Below are 18025 nucleotides of genomic sequence, written 5' to 3'. Positions count from 1 at the left end.
TAAGCGCCCTGGAGCGCCTACCGGCTCAGCTTATTGGCAAGCTTCGCAATCCGGCTCGTCGATGGCGCAGGCCTTCGGCACTGGAGCTGGACCGGCTGGGGCTGCCAGGACCGAGTCGTCACCGTGGTTGCCGCCGCTGGAAACAGCGTTTAGCTTACCGGTGTTGATGGTCGACTTCTCGGTGCTGGTCGCGGCCAGGGCACGGAGGTAGTAGGTGGTTTTCAGACCACGGTACCAGGCCATGCGGTAGGTCACGTCCAGCTTCTTGCCCGAAGCGCCGGCGATGTACAGGTTCAGCGACTGAGCCTGGTCGATCCACTTCTGACGACGGCTGGCGGCGTCGACGATCCACTTGGTGTCCACTTCGAAGGCAGTCGCGTAGAGCTCTTTGAGTTCTTGCGGGATGCGCTCGATCTGCTGCACCGAACCGTCGTAGTACTTCAGGTCGTTGATCATGACCGAGTCCCACAGGCCGCGAGCCTTCAGGTCGCGAACCAGGTACGGGTTGATCACGGTGAATTCGCCTGACAGGTTCGATTTCACATAGAGGTTCTGGTAGGTCGGTTCGATCGACTGCGACACGCCGGTGATGTTGGCGATGGTCGCGGTCGGTGCGATGGCCATGATGTTGGAGTTACGAATGCCTTTCTGTACACGGGCACGAACCGGTGCCCAGTCCAGGGTTTCGTTCAGGTCAACGTCGATGTACTTCTGGCCACGCTGTTCGATCAGGATCTGTTGCGAATCCAGCGGCAGGATGCCTTTGGACCACAGCGAACCCTGGAACGTCTCGTAGGCGCCACGCTCGTCAGCCAGGTCGCAGGACGCCTGGATCGCGTAGTAGCTGACCGCTTCCATCGACTTGTCGGCGAACTCGACGGCAGCGTCGGAACCGTAAGGGATGTGCTGCAGGTACAAAGCGTCCTGGAAGCCCATGATGCCCAGACCGACCGGACGGTGCTTGAAGTTGGAGTTCTTCGCTTGCGGCACCGAGTAGTAGTTGATGTCGATCACGTTATCGAGCATGCGCACGGCGGTGTTCACGGTGCGTTGCAGCTTGGCGGTGTCCAGCTTGCCGTCGACGATGTGGTTCGGCAGGTTGATCGAGCCCAGGTTGCAAACGGCGATCTCGTCCTTGTTGGTGTTCAAGGTGATCTCGGTGCACAGGTTCGAGCTGTGAACCACGCCCACGTGCTGCTGCGGGCTGCGCAGGTTGCACGGGTCTTTGAAGGTCAGCCATGGGTGGCCGGTTTCAAACAGCATGGACAGCATTTTGCGCCACAGGTCTTTGGCCTGAATGGTCTTGAACAGCTTGACCTTGCCCGGGTACTCGGTCAGGGCTTCGTAGTACTCGTAGCGCTCTTCGAAGGCCTTGCCGGTCAGGTCGTGCAGGTCCGGTACTTCGGACGGCGAGAACAGGGTCCACTTGCCGTCATCGAAGACACGCTTCATGAACAGGTCAGGGATCCAGTTGGCGGTGTTCATGTCGTGGGTACGACGACGGTCATCACCGGTGTTCTTACGCAGTTCGATGAACTCTTCGATGTCCATGTGCCAGGTTTCCAGGTAGGCACAGACAGCGCCTTTGCGCTTGCCACCCTGGTTAACGGCGACGGCGGTGTCGTTCACCACTTTCAGGAACGGCACGACGCCCTGGGATTTGCCGTTGGTGCCCTTGATGTACGAACCCAGCGCACGAACCGGCGTCCAGTCGTTGCCCAGGCCGCCGGCGAATTTCGACAGCATGGCGTTGTCGTGGATCGCGTGGTAGATGCCCGACAGGTCATCCGGCACGGTGGTCAGGTAGCAGCTCGACAGCTGTGGACGCAGGGTACCGGCGTTGAAGAGGGTCGGCGTCGAGGACATGTAGTCGAAGGACGACAACAGGTTGTAGAACTCGATGGCGCGGTCTTCTTTCTGCTTCTCTTCGATCGCCAGGCCCATGGCCACGCGCATGAAGAAAATCTGTGGCAGTTCGAAGCGGATACCGTCCTTGTGGATGAAGTAACGGTCGTACAGGGTTTGCAGGCCCAGGTACGTGAACTGCTGATCGCGCTCGTGGTTGATCGCCTTGCCGAGTTTTTCCAGGTCGAAGGACGCCAGAACCGGATTCAGCAATTCGAATTCGATACCTTTGGCGATGTACGCAGGCAGTGCCTTGGCGTACAGGTCGACCATTTCGTGGTGGGTCGCGCTCTCGGCGACGCCGAGGAAGTTCAGGCCTTCGGCACGCAGGGTGTCCATCAGCAGGCGGGCGGTCACGAACGAGTAGTTCGGTTCACGCTCGACCAGCGTACGGGCAGTCATCACCAGAGCGGTGTTGACGTCGGTCAGGGCCACGCCGTCGTACAGGTTTTTCAGGGTTTCACGCTGGATCAGCTCGCCGTCGACTTCTTCCAGACCTTCGCATGCTTCGGTGACGATGGTGTTCAGACGACCCATGTCCAGCGGCGCGAGGCTGCCATCGGCGCGGGTGATGCGGATCGATGGGTGAGCGTTGACGGCTTCTTCGGCAGGGCTGTGCGCTGCGCGCTCTTTGGCGCGGGAGTCACGGTAGATCACATAGTCGCGGGCTACTTTCTGCTCGCCGGCACGCATCAGGGCCAGTTCGACCTGGTCCTGGATCTCTTCGATGTGGATGGTGCCGCCAGAAGGCATGCGACGCTTGAAGGTCGCGGTGACTTGTTCGGTCAGGCGGGCAACGGTGTCGTGGATTCGCGACGAAGCGGCAGCGGTGCCGCCCTCAACTGCGAGAAACGCTTTGGTGATGGCGACGGTGATCTTGTCATCGGTGTAAGGGACGACAGTGCCGTTACGCTTGATCACGCGCAGTTGGCCAGGCGCGGTGGCGGACAGATCCGAATTCGAATCGGCGGCCTGCGGCAAGGTGCCCTGCGGGTTCTCGCGAGTTGTGTCGGTTTGCATGGGGGGGTATCTCCACATTCTCTATGTTTGTTTGGGCACCATTACGGTGCCCACCGTTCTGTCCTGAAGTACTACAACCGGCGGGGGCCGGGCATACCAACTTCGGGACAGATCAGGAAGGGGGCTATTGGGCGCCGCTTCCGTGCCGAAGTCTTTGGTGTCACGCCTTGGGCCTGAAACCGAATTCCGTTTTGGGCGGCAGTAAATGACTGCAACACCCGTACCGTTATCGCCGTTTCGGGCTTAAAAACAGTAGCCATCCGCAGGCGCGGTTTGGTCTTTCGAAAATACGTTTGGTTCAACCGGAAAGAGGCAATAAAAGCGCTTGAAATCGGTGTCCGGTTTGTGTTTGGTTTTTGGCATAAAACCCTACATGTAGGGTTTTTTTTGCGCCGAGGTACAAGATAATGCGTTTTGGAGGGTGTTGCAACGTACTACCTGTGGATAAACCTGTGCGTAAATTGTGTGTGAAAGAGAGAACAGGCGTGTAGGCCGCGACCTGGCTGGAGCCGACCATTTTTCACTGATTTTCAGCGACTGAAAACCGTCATCCGGATTTTTAAGGGCGCGAACCCTATCACAAAAAACCGTTGTGTCCGAACGCATTTACCGGCTTGTGTTCCAGACGTGTGGCGTTTATACAATCGGCCAACGCGGATGCATTCTTATCCTCCCCAATCATTACAAAAAGACGGGCGGATCCTTCCTTATTGATGGTGTTGGCAAGCAGAGGTCATCGTGGAGCAAGAAGCCTGGCAGGTATTGATTGTCGAAGACGACCAGCGTCTGGCCGAACTGACCCGCGATTACCTGGAAACCAACGGCCTGCGCGTATCGATCGAGGGCAATGGCGCCCTGGCCGCGGCACGCATCATCAAGGAGAAACCGGATCTGGTGATCCTCGACCTGATGCTCCCCGGCGAAGACGGCTTGAACATCTGCCGCAAGGTCCGTGACAAATATGATGGGCCGATCCTGATGCTCACCGCGCGCAGCGACGATACCGATCAGATTCTTGGCCTGGACCTGGGCGCCGACGACTACGTCTGTAAACCGGTGCGTCCGCGTTTATTGCTGGCGCGCATCCAGGCCTTGCTGCGTCGTAGCGAAGCGCCTGAAGTTGCCCCGGAAAAACTCCGGCGCCTGCAGTTCGGCCCGTTGGTGGTGGACAACGCATTGCGCGAAGCCTGGTTGCAGGACAAAGGCATCGAGCTCACCAGCGCCGAGTTCGATTTGCTCTGGCTGCTGGTGGCCAATGCCGGGCGAATCCTGTCTCGCGAAGAGATTTTCACCGCGCTGCGTGGTATCGGTTACGACGGTCAGGACCGCTCCATTGACGTGCGCATCTCGCGCATCCGCCCCAAGATCGGCGATGACCCGGAGCATCCGCGGCTGATCAAGACCATCCGCAGCAAAGGCTATTTGTTCGTGCCGGAAGCCTGCACCCTGTGAACTCGATCTTCCTGCGTATCTATGGCGGCATGTGCGCGGCGCTGATTCTGGTGGCTGTGCTCGGCGTGCTGGCTTTGCACCTGCTTAATCAGGTGCGCAGCGAGCAGTACCGCGAGCGCCTGGCCCATGGCACGTTCTCGCTGATGGCCAATAACCTGCAACCGATGAACGAGACCGAGCGCCACCGGGCCTTGCTGGTGTGGGAGCGATTGCTCGGGATTCCGCTGGCGCTGAACACGTTCCCCCAGACCGACCTCGACCTGACCCAGCGCACCCGCGTGCTGCACGGCCAGGCACTGGTGGAGCAGACCGGCCCGCATGCGGCTAAGGTTTATCGCCTGGTCAGCGACAAGGAGCAACTGGTGCTCACCGGTGAAGTCCAGCAAATCAGCGAGCAACTGGCGAGGGCGACCATTTACCTGTTGGCCGATGAACTGGTGCGCTACCCGGTGGCCGAGCAGCCCAAGCGCCTGGCGCAGTTAAAGGAAGATAAGGGTTTCGGCTTCGATCTGCGGCTGGTGACGGTCGATGAGGCCGACATGGACGAAGACCAGAGCCGCCGCGTTTCAGAAGGCGACACGGTGATGGCGTTGGGCAAGGGCGGTGATTCGATCCGGGTGTTTGCCGGCATGGTCGGTACGCCGTGGGTGCTGGAAATCGGCCCGTTGTATCAGATGAATCCTTACCCGCCCGAGTGGCTGGTGCTGATCGCGGCCCTTGGCTTGAGCCTGATCGGTTTGATTGTCTATCTGTTGGTGCGCCAGCTGGAGCGTCGTTTACGCGGGCTGGAAGCCGCCGCCACCCGCATCGCCAAGGGCAGCCTGGAAACCCGCGTACCGGCACGCGGCGCGGACTCGGTGGGGCGGCTGGCCTCGGCGTTCAACGGCATGGCTGAGCACTTGCAGCAATTGTTGGCGATTCAGCGAGAACTGGTGCGTGCCGTGTCCCACGAATTGCGCACACCGGTGGCGCGCCTGCGTTTTGGCCTGGAGATGATCGGCTCGGCCACCACGCCTGAGGCGCTGGAGAAATACCGCGAAGGGATGGACCACGATATCGAGGACCTCGATCGGCTGGTCGACGAGATGCTTACCTATGCGCGGCTGGAGCAGGGCTCGCCGGCGCTGAATTTCCAGCGCATCGATCTGGATGCGTTGGTCAATCAGGTGATCGAAGAGCTGGCACCGTTGCGCGCCGAGGTCACGGTGCAGCGTGGCTTGTGCCTGTCGGCCGCCGATTGCGACGGCGCCTGGGTCGAGGCCGAGCCACGTTACTTGCACCGGGCGTTGCAGAACCTGGTGAGCAACGCCATGCGCCACGCCCATTCACGGGTGACCGTCAGCTATCAGGTGGGGCAGCAGCGCTGTCGGGTGGATGTCGAGGATGACGGGCCGGGCGTGCCGGAAACCGCGTGGGAGAAAATCTTCACCCCGTTCCTGCGCCTCGACGACAGCCGTACCCGCGCCTCGGGCGGGCATGGGCTGGGATTGTCGATCGTGCGGCGGATCATCCATTGGCATGACGGGCGGGCGTTGATCGGCAAGAGCAAAAGCCTGGGCGGGGCGTGTTTCAGTTTGAGCTGGCCGAGGAATCAGGAGCGGCGTTGAGATTGTTGGTGTTTTTTAGGGCCCCATCGCGATGAGGCCATTCCAAACACTGAAAGTCTTCAGGCCTTGATACTGACCAGACTCAACAACTGCCCATCCATCACCGTAAACTGTGCATCCAGCTCAGTGCCGCTGCGCCATTCACTGGACAGGTCGGTCAGCAGTCGCAACCGCACTTCACCGCCCTCGCTCCACTCCAGCACTTCGGCGTGCTCGAAATAGAAGCGTTTTTGGACGATCGGGTAGAGCGCCTTGAACAGGCTTTCTTTCACCGAAAACGTCAGCGTTACTACCATCGCCAGCTGATCGCGAGCCCCGGTGGCCATACGCTGTAACTCAGGCCTGGTGAGAATTTCCCCGGCCAGGCGTTCGGCCCGTTCTGCCTCAAGCAGGTTTTCCAGGTCCATCCCCAAACCGCGCCAATGGGCCTTGTTCGCGACAATCGCTGCGGCCCGGCCAGTGCTGTGGGTGATCGAACCGGTGATATGCGCTGGCCACACCGGTGCGCGGTCGTCGCCGATGGCCGGAATGAAGCTCAGCCCTTCCAGTTGTTGCAACGCGGCCCGAGCGCAGACTCGCCCGGCGAGAAACTCGGCCTGGCGCTTGGCCACCGAACGCTGGATGCTCGCGGGCGGCTCAATGGCGCTGCGCTGGAAATCATCGCTGGCCAGTTGCTTGGTATCGAAGCGGGTGCCCAGCAGGACCGTATCGGGCAGCACAAACGGCAGCGGCCAATGGGCGTCGAGCGGGGTGCAGCAGGCGGGCAGGGCGGGGATGGGATTCATGACGGGCATTTTGCCGATTAGCTCAATGGCTGGGTAGTGGCAGCAGGGCTTTTGTGGCGAGGGGGCTTGCCCCCGTTGGGCGGCGAAGCAGCCCCAAAACCTACAATCGCATGTCGATAGACACACTGCGTTGATCGGGTTTACGACTGCTTCGCAGCCGAACGGGGGCAAGCCCCCTCGCCACAGAGGTCTATCTGATCAGCCAAAAATCTTCTTGAAAAACGCCTGCATGTCCGCCCACGACTTCTCATCGGCAGCCTTGTTGTAACCAATGTCCGGCCCGCCATGATCGCCATGGCTCAGACGATCCGCATCAGGGTTGCTGAACCCATGCTTGGCGCCTTCGAGGCTGACGAATTTATAGTCGGCGCCGGCCTTGTCCATTTCCGCCTTGAACGCCGTCACGTTTTCCGCCGTCACCATGCTGTCCTGCGCGCCATGCTCCACCAGGATTTTCGCTTTCACACTGCCAGGCACCGCCGGCGTATCGGTCGCCAGCGCACCGTGGAAACTCACCACGCCCGCCAGCGGCAAGCCCTGACGTGCCGCATCCAGCACCACCTTGCCGCCGAAGCAATAACCGATGGCCGCCAGTTTGGCTGGATCGGTCTGCGGCTGTTTCTTCAGCAAATCGAGCCCGGCCTGAAACCGCGCGCTGGCCGCGGCACTGTCCTTCGACGCTGCTTGCATGAACGCCATGGCGTCCTTGGGGTGTTCGGTGTTTTTGCCGTCGCCATACATGTCGATCGCCAGCGCGCTGTAACCCAGACCGGCCAGATCGCGGGCGCGCCGCTTGGCGTAGTCGTTGAGCCCCCACCATTCATGCACCACCACCACACCCGGGCGTGGGCCTTTAATGGCGTCGTCGTAGGCGTAATAGCCAATCAGCTTGGTGCCGTCGGCACTCTGATAGGGAATTTCCTGGGTCTTGATGGCGGCCTGGCTGAGCCCGCTCACGGCCAGTAATACAAGGGCGAGAAATACACGCATGGTTAATCTCCTTATTAAAAAACGTCAGAACAGCGTAGTCGATTTGATTCAGCTCAGGTTCAGCGTGCGTTCAGGGGCAGTACAGGGTGCGGTCAGTAACCTTGCCCCGTACCCAAAAAGCACATAGCGCATGAGGAAATGCCCCAATGACTGCATTGAAAAAACTGCTGCTGGCTTTCACCGTGATGGGCGCCAGTGTTGCCGCCCACGCCGACACCACCAATTTTGCCGGCCTGACCTTTGGCCAGACCAGCGACAAGGTTAAAAAATCCAACGCCTTGAACGACAACCTCAACCACCCGAACGCCGACGGTGTGATCGACAAGGACAACACCTGGGGTTTGCGTGTGGGCCAGCAAGACAGCCAGGGCCGCTACTACGCCACTTACGACAACGTGTCGGGCTCGCATAATGGCATTAAACTGCGTCAGGAAAACCTGCTGGGCAGCTACGATCTGTTTTACCCAGTGGGTGGCAGCACCAAACTGTTCGGCGGTGCCACGGCCGGTTTGACCAAAATGACCCAGGAATCGCCAGGTTTCAGCCGCGACAGCGATATCGGTTACGCCATTGGCGGCCAGGTGGGTGTACTGCAGCAAGTTTCACAAAACACCTCGGTCGAGCTGGGTTACCGTTACCTGCGCAGCAACGCCAGTACTGAGATGAGCGAGCGCGGCGGCAGCAAACAGGGTTCGTTGGACTTGACCAGCAGCGCCCAGACGTACCTGTCTGCCAACTACGTTTTCTAAAACGTGTTTTGTGAGGGCGCACGCCAATGCCCCTCAGTTAAGCGAAATCCCTGTGGGAGCGGGCTTGCCCGCGAAAGCGGTGTGTCAGGCGACATCAATGTTGACTGTACCGCCGTCTTCGCGGGCAAGCCCGCTCCCACAGGTTCTGCGGCTTAACTGGCGGGTGTCGCCCTGTCAGCCATCGAGGTGCGAAACTGTACCTCTGGAGATGTTGATTTGCCCCGGAGAGCCTTATGAAATTGCTGGTCGTCGAAGATGAAGCGCTGCTGCGCCATCACCTGCAAACCCGTTTGACGGACAGCGGCCACGTGGTCGAGGCCGTGGCCAACGCCATTGATGCGCTGCATCAGGCCGAGCAGTTCAACCATGACCTGGCGGTGGTCGACCTCGGCCTGCCGGGCATGGGCGGGCTCGACCTGATTCGTCAGTTGCGCTCCCAGGGCAAGACATTTCCGATCCTGATCCTCACCGCGCGCGGCAACTGGCAAGACAAGGTCGAAGGCCTCGCTGCCGGCGCCGACGACTATGTGGTCAAGCCGTTCCAGTTCGAAGAGCTGGACGCCCGGCTCAATGCCTTGCTGCGCCGCTCCAGCGGTTTCACCCAGTCGACCATCGTCGCCGGTCCTTTGCTGCTGGACCTCAATCGCAAACAGGCATCCCTCGATGACCAACCGCTGGCGCTGACCGCCTACGAATACCGGATCCTCGAATACCTGATGCGGCATCACCAGCAAGTGGTGGCCAAGGACCGCTTGATGGAGCAGCTCTATCCGGACGACGACGAGCGCGATCCGAACGTCATCGAAGTGCTGGTCGGCCGCTTGCGCCGTAAACTCGAAGGCCCGGCCGGGTTCAAACCGATCGATACCGTGCGTGGCCTTGGCTACCTGTTTAATGAGCGCTGCACTTGATTCGTTCCCTTCGTGTCCGCTTGATGCTTGCCGCCACCACCCTGGCGGTATTGTTCATGCTGGCGTTGTTGCCCGCGATGCAGGGCGCGTTCAGCCTGGCGTTGCAGGACTCCATCGAGCAGCGTCTGGCGTCGGACGTCACCACGCTGATCTCCGCCGCCCGGGTGGATAACAATCGCTTGCAGATGCCGGCGCAGTTGCCTGATGAGCGTTTCAACCTCACCGACAGCCGTTTGCTCGGCTACATCTATGACCGCGAAGGTCACCTGGTCTGGCGTTCGAAAGCCACCCAGGAAGAGAACATCAACTACAAGCCGCGTTACGACGGGCGCGGCAACGAGTTCGCGAGAATTCGCGAGGCTAACGGTGAAGAGTTCTTCGTCTATGACGTCGAGGTCAAGCTGCTCGGCGGCAAAAGCGCAGCGTTCAGCATTGTCGCGCTGCAACCGGTGCGCGAATACGAAGTCACCCTCGAAGGCCTGCGGGAAAACCTCTACCTGGGCTTCGGTGCCGCGTTGTTGGTATTGCTCGTCTTGCTCTGGGTCGGTCTGACCTGGGGGCTGCAGGCGTTGAGCCGGCTGAGCCAGGAGCTGGACCAGATCGAAAGCGGCACCCGCGAAAGCCTCAGCGAACAACACCCGCGCGAACTGTTGCGCCTGACCGGCTCGCTCAACCGTTTGCTGCAAAGCGAGCGTGAACAGCGCAGCCGTTATCGCGACTCTCTCGACGACCTGGCCCACAGCCTGAAAACCCCGCTGGCGGTGTTGCAAGGGGTCAGCGAAGACATGGCGCAAAAGCCGCAAGAGCGCGATCAGGCCCGTGTGCTGCAAACCCAGATCGAACGCATGAGCCAGCAGATCAGCTATCAACTGCAACGGGCCAGCCTGCGCAAAAGCGGTCTGGTGCGCCATCAGGTGCGCCTGCGGCCGGTGCTGCAAAGCCTCTGCGACACCCTGGACAAGGTCTACCGCGACAAACGCGTGCGGGTCGCTATCGACCTGCCGGATCAGTGCTACGTGCCGATCGAGCAGGGCGCCTTGCTGGAAATGATGGGCAATCTGCTGGAAAACGCCTATCGCCTGTGCCTGGGCGAAGTGCGCATCAGCGTGCGCGAAACCCTCAGTGGCATTGAGCTTTGCATTGAAGACGATGGCCCCGGCGTACCACCGGACCAACGCGCGCGGATTCTCGAGCGCGGCGAGCGGCTGGATCGCCAGCATCCGGGGCAGGGGATTGGCTTGGCGGTGGTCAAGGACATCATCGAAAGCTACAGCGCCAAGCTGACGCTGGGGGATTCGCCGATGGGCGGGGCGGCGTTTCGGATTCATTTTTCGGTGGTTTGATCCGGGTTTGAGGGTGTTCTTTCGGGCCTCATCGCGGGCAAGCCGGATCGCCGCACCGCCGCTCCCACAGTGATCGATGTCGTCCACAAATCCTTTGGTCAAAGCAAATACCTGTGGGAGCGGGCTTGCCCGCGATGAGGCCGGTACAGCCACCACAAAGCTCGGTGTCAGATCGCTAAACAAGCACTGTTTAACCGACACTTCCAGACACTCACCCAGACTACACATCCTTGCGCCGTTACCTACGACTACGCCAGAATCCGCCGGCTAGTGCGCCTTGAGGTCGGGCTATATCGTTTCCCTGTCGCTGAAAAACAGCGATCGGGTCTCGCAGCCCGTGTATCTCTAGACGCACAACATCCTCCGTTCATGTTATGGCGGCTGTACGTGGGAGACCTTCGGGTCTGCCGGTTCTAGAGTCCCGGTCTGCGACTCGCGTATAGCTGCCACCTTCTTTCGTCTCGCAGCGAACAGTGGCGGCTCCATGACTCTAGGAGGCTTTATCTATGTTCAAACCAACACCCAATCCACCGGCACCCGACGACGTCTCCCCCTACGAATCCCTCGATTCCAAAAAACTCCACGAAGCCGCCGACCGCGCCCTCGACCACTACCTCAAACCGCCCACCCCCAAAGACACCAAGCGCAAACCCAGCACCATTTACCATGTCGGTGCGAAGGTCGATAACGAAACCCTGCTGGTCAACGCCTGCGAATCCCTGGCGTCAGCGAGCGTGATGCTCAGTGAGTTCGCCGGGTTGATGGACATGCCACGTCGCAACATGATGTTGGGGATTCAATCGGTGGTCATGCTCGGTGAGTTGGCCGTCAACCGAGTGCTGGATAACCTCGATCCACCTGCCTGACACCAGACCTCAAGTTATTGAGCATCTGTGGCGAAGGAGCTTGCTCCCGCCGGCCGACCCGCGTCTGGGCGCAGCAGTCGCAAAACCGGTGTATGCGGTGTACCTGAAAACCTGCGATTGCAGATTTTGGGACCGTTTCGCAACCCAGCGGGACGGTGCGGTGATCCGACAAGCTCCCTCGCCACAACAGCATCTGTGCATGAGCAAAATGAGAAACGGCCCGAGAGGGCCGTCTTTGTTTTCGGTTCGTCAGGCATGGCGCGTTGCGCGCAAGCGCAACCTCCTACTCGATCAGTGTGAAAACCGCCTTCGGCGGATGACCGTTCGTCTTAAAGGTGCCGTCACCTATCAGATTTGACAGTAGCCGACTTCATCGCAACAAGGTTTTGATGGCTCATCACCCAACTGCCAACGAGCCCTGTGCCATGAACAACCCTGCCTTCAACTCCGGCTCCATCGCCGTCCTGGCCCTGACGTTGCCCTACATTCCGCGACAGACCTATCCGATCAATCACCCGGACGCCCAGGTTGGATTATCCAGAGTCAATTACTACGCGGATCCACTGGGTTTGTTGGTGTTGCTGGGGCCATATCAGGGCCAGGCGAGCAATGAAACCGGGCGGCTCTACCTCAATAATCTTCCGCTGGCGCTGTCCACCGATGTCACCAAGGATGCAGTGACACCGCTCGAGTTTCGCTTGCCGGTGGGGATGCTCTCGAACGGAATCAATACACTGAAGTGCACGGTCACGCGACAGTCGGGCAACGAGGATTCGGCAGAGTTGGTTGTGCTGCACTCCCTCGCTGATCCCGCTGGCAATGATCCGGATCCCAACGCTGGTAATTTGTTGTTGAATATTGATGTCAACCCGAAGAGTGTCGGCCCCGCCGAGGCGGCAGCGGGCGTGCGCGTGATACTGGATTATCCAGGCAAGCAGCTGTATGACTCGTTGTCCATTGACTGTGGCGGTAAAGTCATCACTCATCAGATCGCACCGACTCTGCAGGATCCGAATCCCGAAACGAAGCCGATCGTCCGCACCCTTTATGCTGCCGATTTCGCCCATGCCCCGAACGATCCGCAATTCGCGTTCAAATACAACGTGATCAGTCAGGTGGGTGATTTTTCAGGTACGTCATTGACGGGCGTGTTCAATCCGCAGAAATTTTGGTCGAAGTCATGCTTGATTGACGTTCATCTCGACCGAAACGAGCTGGAGATGCCGATCCTTCGCGAGATCCTGACTGAGAACAATGACGACCCGGCCGTCGTAGACCTGGACAAGATGAAGGGAGGGCCGTTGTGGGCGTTGATCCATTTGATTCAGAAAGTCTGGCAGGCGGGGGATGAGATCCACCTGATGTTCACCGCTGTGGACAGCAACGGCACCGTGGTGGCCACCTATGAGGTGACACTGACGATCGGGCCAGTGCCGGGGCAAATGTCGGTGGACATTCCCAGCGTCAAAGTCATTGCCGATAGTAAAGTGAGTGTCGTTTACGAGCAGATCAGGGAAGGGAAGGTTATTGGTGTTTCCGAAGCGGCTGAGGCGCAGGTGATTGGGAGGGACACGAGTTTCGAAGATTTTGAAACCTGGCCATTGAGAGGTTTTACTGCAGGGGAAATATACGATGCGGACACTATGGTCATGAGCGTTATATTGGGTGCTGTTGGTATTGCAGAGTCCGCTTTTCTTCCTGATAACGGTCCAAATGGAAGAGTTCTATTTAATGGTAATGCTCGAAGTCAAATAAGCCTTAAGTTAAAAAAAATCTGCTCCCAAGTGAGTTTTATGTACCGGTATGTAGATTACGTTGGATCCTCCGCTCATAGCTACGATGGAAAGGGAAATCTCCTGGAGACGCTTCCATTTCTACCTCCCCGCGACGCTAAACAAATTTCGTTCACTATTCCAGGAATCGAACAAATTGTTATAGATAATTTCGGTACCAGTGACTCTTTTTATGTGGATAAAATTAGTTTGATTTCATAAGAGGAAAGAGAAAAGGGGCAAAAGGGGATAATGCCAGTCAGTTAAGCCGGCTGGCATTTTTGCTTTTGATCCATAGAAAAGGGGACGCATTTATATATTCCGTTGCTGGTCAACGCCTGCGAATCCCTGGCGTCAGCGAGCGTGATGCTCAGTGAATTCGCCGGGTTAATGGACATGCCACATCGCAACATGATGTTGGGGATTCAATCGGTGGTCATGCTCGGTGAGCTGGCCGTCAACCGAGTGCTGGATAACCTTGATCCGCAAGGCTGACGAAAGTCTGTGGTGAGAGCACTTATTGTGGCGAGGGAGCAAGCTCCCTCGCCACAACAGCCTGTCTAGCTGCACAGTTATGCGGTGAGTACACCATCAATTCTCTTGGGCGCGATAGGCCCCCGGCGTCAACCCCGTCCACTTCTTGAACGCCCGGTGAAACGCCGACGGCTCGGAAAACCCCAGTTGCTCGGCAATCTGTTGCAACGACAGATCCGCCCGCCCCAGGTGATAAATCGCTATATCCCGGCGCAACTGATCCTTCAATTCCTGAAAGCTCGTGCCTTCCTCACGTAAATGCCGACGCAAGGTTTGCGGGCTGATGTGCAGGTGCGCGGCCACCGCTTCCAGGTCCGGCCAGCGTGCGCTGTCGCGGCTGAGCAAGCGCCGCAACTGGCTGCTCAGGCTATCGCCTTCGTCGGGGCGTGACAGCAGGTCGGCGGGGGAGCGTTCGAGAAAGTGCTTGAGGGTTCGTTCGTCCTGCAACAGCGGCATGTTCAGGTAGCGGCTGTGGAACAGCAGGCTACTCTGAGTAGTATCGAACGTTAGCGGGCAGGCAAACAGCAAGTCGTATTCGGCCCCGTGCTCGGGCCTCGGATAGCTGAAGGTGGCTTGCTCCAGACGAATGCGCTGGCCGATCAGCCAGCTGCCGAACCGATGCCAGATCACCAACAGGCTTTCGCTGAGGAAGTGGTCCGGGTCCCACAGCGGCGAATCGTCGAGACTCAGGCGAATCATCTCGCCTTCGCGGCTCAGAGTCAGACGCGGCGCCCCGGGAAACAGGCTGTAAAACAACAGGCCGCGATTGAGTGCTTTCTCCAGCGTGCGGCAGTGGATCACCGCGTGGCACATCATGGCGAAGCTGCCGGGTTTGCTCGGCGCCTGACCGAAGCCCAGGTATTCGTCGTCCAGGGCCAGCCACAAACCCTGGATCAACCGGGTGAACTGCTCAGGCGCGATTCGGGCGCGCGGTTCTTCAAGCAGCTCGGGGCTGACCCCCAGTTGCTGCAGCAGGCTCGAATAGTCGTAGCCACGTCGGCGCGCGCCGCCGAGGGCGGCACGGGCGAAATGGCTGGCGATGGTGCGTTCACGCATGAGGGCAGGTCCGTCCACTGAGCAATGGATGGTAGCGGTGCCCATCGATGATGAACAAGGCGGATATCCGCCAAATTGCAGGACGAGGTCAGGCGGGTTGGCGGAAATCCGCCACATGGTTGTACGGGTTGGTGGCCAAAAGAAACCTGTAACCCTTGATGTCAAAAGGCTCGCAGGCTTTTTGGTGAATGTGGCACGGGCCTTGCGATACAACGAGCAGATGCCTGCCGTTGCGCAGCTCGACAAAACAAATCCCTCCAGTGCAGGAGGGTTCGCAATTGAAGTGTCTTGGGCAACAGATGGATGTTGTCACCGGACGCTCTTGAGGAACTTTGCAATGACGACTCGTCAGCCACTGTACAAATCCCTGTATTTTCAGGTGATCGTTGCCATCGCCATCGGCATTCTGGTCGGTCACTTCTACCCACAGACTGGTGTGGCCCTCAAGCCGCTGGGTGACGGGTTCATCAAACTGATCAAAATGATCATCGCGCCCATCATTTTCTGCACCGTCGTCAGCGGTATCGCGGGCATGCAGAACATGAAGTCGGTCGGCAAAACCGGCGGTTACGCGCTGTTGTACTTCGAAATCGTTTCGACCATCGCGTTGCTGGTCGGTCTGGTGGTGGTCAACATCGTCCAGCCGGGTGCCGGCATGCACATCGACGTGACCACGCTGGATGCGTCCAAAGTCGCTCAATATGTTGCAGCCGGTGCTGATCAAAGCGTCGTTGGCTTCCTGCTGAACGTGATCCCGAACACCATCTTCGGCGCCTTCGCCACCGGCGATATCCTGCAAGTGCTGATGTTCTCGGTGATCTTCGGTTTCGCCCTGCATCGCCTGGGGTCTTACGGCAAGCCGATCCTGGACTTCATCGATCGCTTCGCCCACGTGATGTTCAACATCATCAATATGATCATGAAGCTCGCGCCACTCGGTGCCTTGGGTGCCATGGCGTTCACCATCGGTGCCTACGGTGTGGGTTCGCTGGTGCAACTGGGTCAGCTGATGGCCTGCTTCTACATCACCTGTCTGCTGTTCATTCTGGTGGTGCTGGGCGGTATCGCTCGCGCTCACGGCTTCAGCGTGCTGAAAGTGATTCGCTACATCCGTGAAGAACTGCTGATCGTACTGGGTACTTCCTCTTCGGAGTCGGTACTGCCACGCATGTTGATCAAGATGGAGCGTCTGGGCGCGCAGAAATCCGTGGTAGGTCTGGTGATCCCGACCGGTTACTCGTTCAACCTCGACGGTACGGCGATCTACCTGACCATGGCGGCGGTGTTCATTGCTCAGGCAACCGACACCCACATGGACATCACTCACCAGATCACTCTGCTGGTGGTGTTGCTGCTGTCCTCTAAAGGCGCTGCTGGCGTGACCGGTAGTGGCTTCATCGTACTGGCCGCTACCTTGTCCGCTGTTGGCCACCTGCCGGTTGCCGGCCTGGCGCTGATCCTCGGTATCGACCGTTTCATGTCCGAAGCCCGTGCGCTGACTAACCTGGTCGGTAACGCGGTTGCCACCATTGTTGTGGCCAAGTGGGTCAAGGAACTGGACACCGACGTGCTGCAATCGGAGCTGGCCTCGGGCGGTCGCGGCATTGCCGACGAGCCTAAAGACGATGTTTTGGGCCACGTCGAAGGGGCAACCCCGACGAACGCCAAGTAAGCCTTGTTGTAATGAAAAACCCGCTTCGGCGGGTTTTTCATCCCTGCGATTTGAGCGTAACGGTCAGCGTCACTGGCGCATCAGGTGATTGCTGCAATGTCCCAGGCTGCCTAGGCTTGGGGGATCGCACAGGAGAACGCTCATGCTCGGTCCACTGGCATCACTCAAGGTTCTGGATTTCTCTACACTGCTGCCGGGGCCGTTCGCCTCGTTGCTGTTGGCGGACATGGGCGCCGAGGTACTGCGCATCGAATCGCCGGCCCGCATGGATTTGCTGCGGGTGTGGCCGCCGCACGATCACGGGGTGTCGGCCAGCCACGCGTACCTCAATCGCAACAAGCGCAGCCTGGCGCTGGACCTCAAGCAGCCCGAGGCGCTGGACGTGATCAAGCAGTTGCTTGCGGACTACGACATCGTGCTGGAGCAGTTCCGCCCCGGTGTGATGGAACGCTTGGGTTTGGGTTATGAGGCCTTGAAGGCGATCAATCCGCGGCTGATCTACGTGTCGATTACCGGTTACGGCCAGACCGGCCCTTACAAGGACCGCGCCGGCCACGACATCAACTACCTGGCGCTGGCGGGACTTGCGAGCTACACCGGTCGCGCCGACAGCGGCCCGCTGCCGTTGGGCATGCAGGTGGCGGATGTCGCGGGCGGTTCATTGCATGGGGTGATCGGGTTGCTGGCGGCGGTGATTGCACGCCAGCAGACAGGGCAGGGGCAGCATCTGGACGTGAGCATGACCGACTGCGCCTTCAGCCTGAACGCCATGGCCGGTGCCGGGTACCTGGCCTGTGGCGTGGAGCCGGGCAGGGAAGACCAAATGCTCAACGGCGGCAGTTTCTACGACTACTACCGGTCGCGCGATGGCCGCTGGTTATCGGTGGGCAGCCTGGAACCGGGGTTCATGCAGCAACTGTGCACGGCGCTGGGCCGTCCGGAACTGGCGGCCGAGGGGCTGTCATCCGAACCTGCCCGGCAACAGGCACTCAAGGATGCGCTGAACATTGAGTTCGAAAAACACGACTTTGCCTGGTTGTGCGAGCTGTTTGCCGGGGTCGATGCGTGTGTCGAGCCGGTGTTGAGCCTGGGCGAAGCGGTTGGGCATCCGCAGTTGAAGGCGCGGGAATTGGTGGCTGAGGTGCCGCGGGGCGATGGCTCGACCCAGGCGCAGATGGCCTGCCCGTTGAAGTTTTCAGCGGGGTTGCCTGAGCCGCGGCACATTGGCGTCCGGCTGGGGCAGCATACGGATCAGGTGTTGGGGGAGTTGGGGTTTAGTGCGCAGCGGATCGAAGCGTTGCGGCGTGCCAAAGTGGTTATCTAGCGTCTGTCCCGGCCCCATCGCGGGCAAGCCCGCTCCCAC

The 18025-nt window shown here is 59.4% G+C and carries 14 protein-coding genes; 10 read left to right on the top strand and 4 right to left on the bottom strand.

What is annotated here, in order from left to right; all coding sequences use genetic code 11:
• Window positions 1–30: 30 nt before the first annotated feature.
• The gene (locus J3D54_RS01055) at window positions 31–2925 is read right to left on the bottom strand and encodes a ribonucleoside-diphosphate reductase subunit alpha (protein WP_253416341.1); all 2895 of its coding nucleotides are present in this window, start codon (window positions 2923–2925) and stop codon (window positions 31–33) included.
• Window positions 2926–3663: 738 nt separating this feature from the next.
• Here J3D54_RS01055 and J3D54_RS01050 point away from each other — a divergent pair.
• Together J3D54_RS01050 and J3D54_RS01045 are read left to right on the top strand one after the other, a co-directional pair.
• Complete coding sequence (locus tag J3D54_RS01050) at window positions 3664–4377, top strand: response regulator (RefSeq protein ID WP_253416340.1); 714 nt, start codon at window positions 3664–3666, stop codon at window positions 4375–4377.
• Window positions 4374–5984, top strand: coding sequence for an ATP-binding protein (locus J3D54_RS01045; RefSeq protein ID WP_253416339.1), 1611 nt, complete (start codon window positions 4374–4376; stop codon window positions 5982–5984). Before J3D54_RS01050 ends, J3D54_RS01045 begins: the two co-directional genes overlap by 4 nt.
• A gap of 59 nt (window positions 5985–6043) precedes the next feature.
• Here J3D54_RS01045 and J3D54_RS01040 read toward each other — a convergent pair whose 3' ends face one another.
• Window positions 6044–6769 (bottom strand): 4'-phosphopantetheinyl transferase, encoded by a 726-nt coding sequence (locus J3D54_RS01040; protein ID WP_253416338.1) that lies wholly within the window; start codon window positions 6767–6769, stop codon window positions 6044–6046.
• Between the two features lie 198 nt (window positions 6770–6967).
• Window positions 6968–7759, bottom strand: coding sequence for a dienelactone hydrolase family protein (locus J3D54_RS01035; protein WP_253416337.1), 792 nt, complete (start codon window positions 7757–7759; stop codon window positions 6968–6970).
• A gap of 146 nt (window positions 7760–7905) precedes the next feature.
• On the opposite strand from J3D54_RS01035, the gene J3D54_RS01030 reads away from it, so the two are divergent.
• The 6 genes from J3D54_RS01030 (at window position 7906) to J3D54_RS30315 (ending at window position 13895) form a co-directional block, all read left to right on the top strand.
• On the top strand, window positions 7906–8508 hold the full coding sequence (locus J3D54_RS01030) for a porin family protein (RefSeq protein ID WP_253416336.1): 603 nt from the start codon (window positions 7906–7908) through the stop codon (window positions 8506–8508).
• A 233-nt stretch (window positions 8509–8741) separates the two neighbouring features.
• Window positions 8742–9419 carry a response regulator gene (locus J3D54_RS01025; RefSeq protein ID WP_253416335.1) on the top strand — a complete coding sequence of 226 codons (678 nt, stop codon included), beginning with the start codon at window positions 8742–8744 and terminating at the stop codon, window positions 9417–9419.
• Window positions 9416–10762, top strand: coding sequence for an ATP-binding protein (locus J3D54_RS01020; RefSeq protein WP_253416334.1), 1347 nt, complete (start codon window positions 9416–9418; stop codon window positions 10760–10762). Before J3D54_RS01025 ends, J3D54_RS01020 begins: the two co-directional genes overlap by 4 nt.
• A 506-nt stretch (window positions 10763–11268) precedes the next feature.
• Window positions 11269–11628 (top strand): DUF6124 family protein, encoded by a 360-nt coding sequence (locus J3D54_RS01015; RefSeq protein ID WP_253416333.1) that lies wholly within the window; start codon window positions 11269–11271, stop codon window positions 11626–11628.
• Window positions 11629–12053: 425 nt separating this feature from the next.
• A complete protein-coding gene (locus J3D54_RS01010; RefSeq protein ID WP_253416332.1) occupies window positions 12054–13622 on the top strand; it encodes a hypothetical protein in 1569 nt (522 codons plus the stop codon).
• Between the two features lie 144 nt (window positions 13623–13766).
• Complete coding sequence (locus tag J3D54_RS30315; RefSeq protein ID WP_301293731.1) at window positions 13767–13895, top strand: hypothetical protein; 129 nt, start codon at window positions 13767–13769, stop codon at window positions 13893–13895.
• A gap of 96 nt (window positions 13896–13991) precedes the next feature.
• On the opposite strand, the gene J3D54_RS01005 is transcribed toward J3D54_RS30315, so the two are convergent.
• Window positions 13992–14990, bottom strand: coding sequence for an AraC family transcriptional regulator (locus J3D54_RS01005; protein WP_253416331.1), 999 nt, complete (start codon window positions 14988–14990; stop codon window positions 13992–13994).
• 337 nt (window positions 14991–15327) lie between these two features.
• On the opposite strand from J3D54_RS01005, the gene J3D54_RS01000 reads away from it, so the two are divergent.
• Window positions 15328–16662: a dicarboxylate/amino acid:cation symporter gene (locus J3D54_RS01000; protein ID WP_253416330.1), complete on the top strand. Its 1335-nt coding sequence runs from the start codon at window positions 15328–15330 to the stop codon at window positions 16660–16662.
• Between the two features lie 142 nt (window positions 16663–16804).
• Window positions 16805–17986, top strand: coding sequence for a CaiB/BaiF CoA-transferase family protein (locus J3D54_RS00995; protein WP_253416329.1), 1182 nt, complete (start codon window positions 16805–16807; stop codon window positions 17984–17986).
• The last annotated feature ends 39 nt before the right edge of the window (window positions 17987–18025 follow it).

The organism is Pseudomonas sp. GGS8 (assembly GCF_024168645.1).
In the GTDB taxonomy this organism is placed as follows: domain Bacteria; phylum Pseudomonadota; class Gammaproteobacteria; order Pseudomonadales; family Pseudomonadaceae; genus Aquipseudomonas.
This window is presented reverse-complemented; position numbering and strand designations above follow the sequence as displayed.

Coding starts and splice junctions, on each gene's coding strand:
- J3D54_RS01055 (WP_253416341.1), bottom strand. CDS start 2,925: ATGCAAACCGACACAACTCGCGAGAACCCGCAGGGCACCTTGCCGCAG.
- J3D54_RS01040 (WP_253416338.1), bottom strand. CDS start 6,769: ATGAATCCCATCCCCGCCCTGCCCGCCTGCTGCACCCCGCTCGACGCC.
- J3D54_RS01025 (WP_253416335.1), top strand. CDS start 8,742: ATGAAATTGCTGGTCGTCGAAGATGAAGCGCTGCTGCGCCATCACCTG.
- J3D54_RS01030 (WP_253416336.1), top strand. CDS start 7,906: ATGACTGCATTGAAAAAACTGCTGCTGGCTTTCACCGTGATGGGCGCC.
- J3D54_RS01035 (WP_253416337.1), bottom strand. CDS start 7,759: ATGCGTGTATTTCTCGCCCTTGTATTACTGGCCGTGAGCGGGCTCAGC.
- J3D54_RS01010 (WP_253416332.1), top strand. CDS start 12,054: ATGAACAACCCTGCCTTCAACTCCGGCTCCATCGCCGTCCTGGCCCTG.
- J3D54_RS01000 (WP_253416330.1), top strand. CDS start 15,328: ATGACGACTCGTCAGCCACTGTACAAATCCCTGTATTTTCAGGTGATC.
- J3D54_RS30315 (WP_301293731.1), top strand. CDS start 13,767: ATGCTCAGTGAATTCGCCGGGTTAATGGACATGCCACATCGCAACATG.
- J3D54_RS01015 (WP_253416333.1), top strand. CDS start 11,269: ATGTTCAAACCAACACCCAATCCACCGGCACCCGACGACGTCTCCCCC.
- J3D54_RS00995 (WP_253416329.1), top strand. CDS start 16,805: ATGCTCGGTCCACTGGCATCACTCAAGGTTCTGGATTTCTCTACACTG.
- J3D54_RS01005 (WP_253416331.1), bottom strand. CDS start 14,990: ATGCGTGAACGCACCATCGCCAGCCATTTCGCCCGTGCCGCCCTCGGC.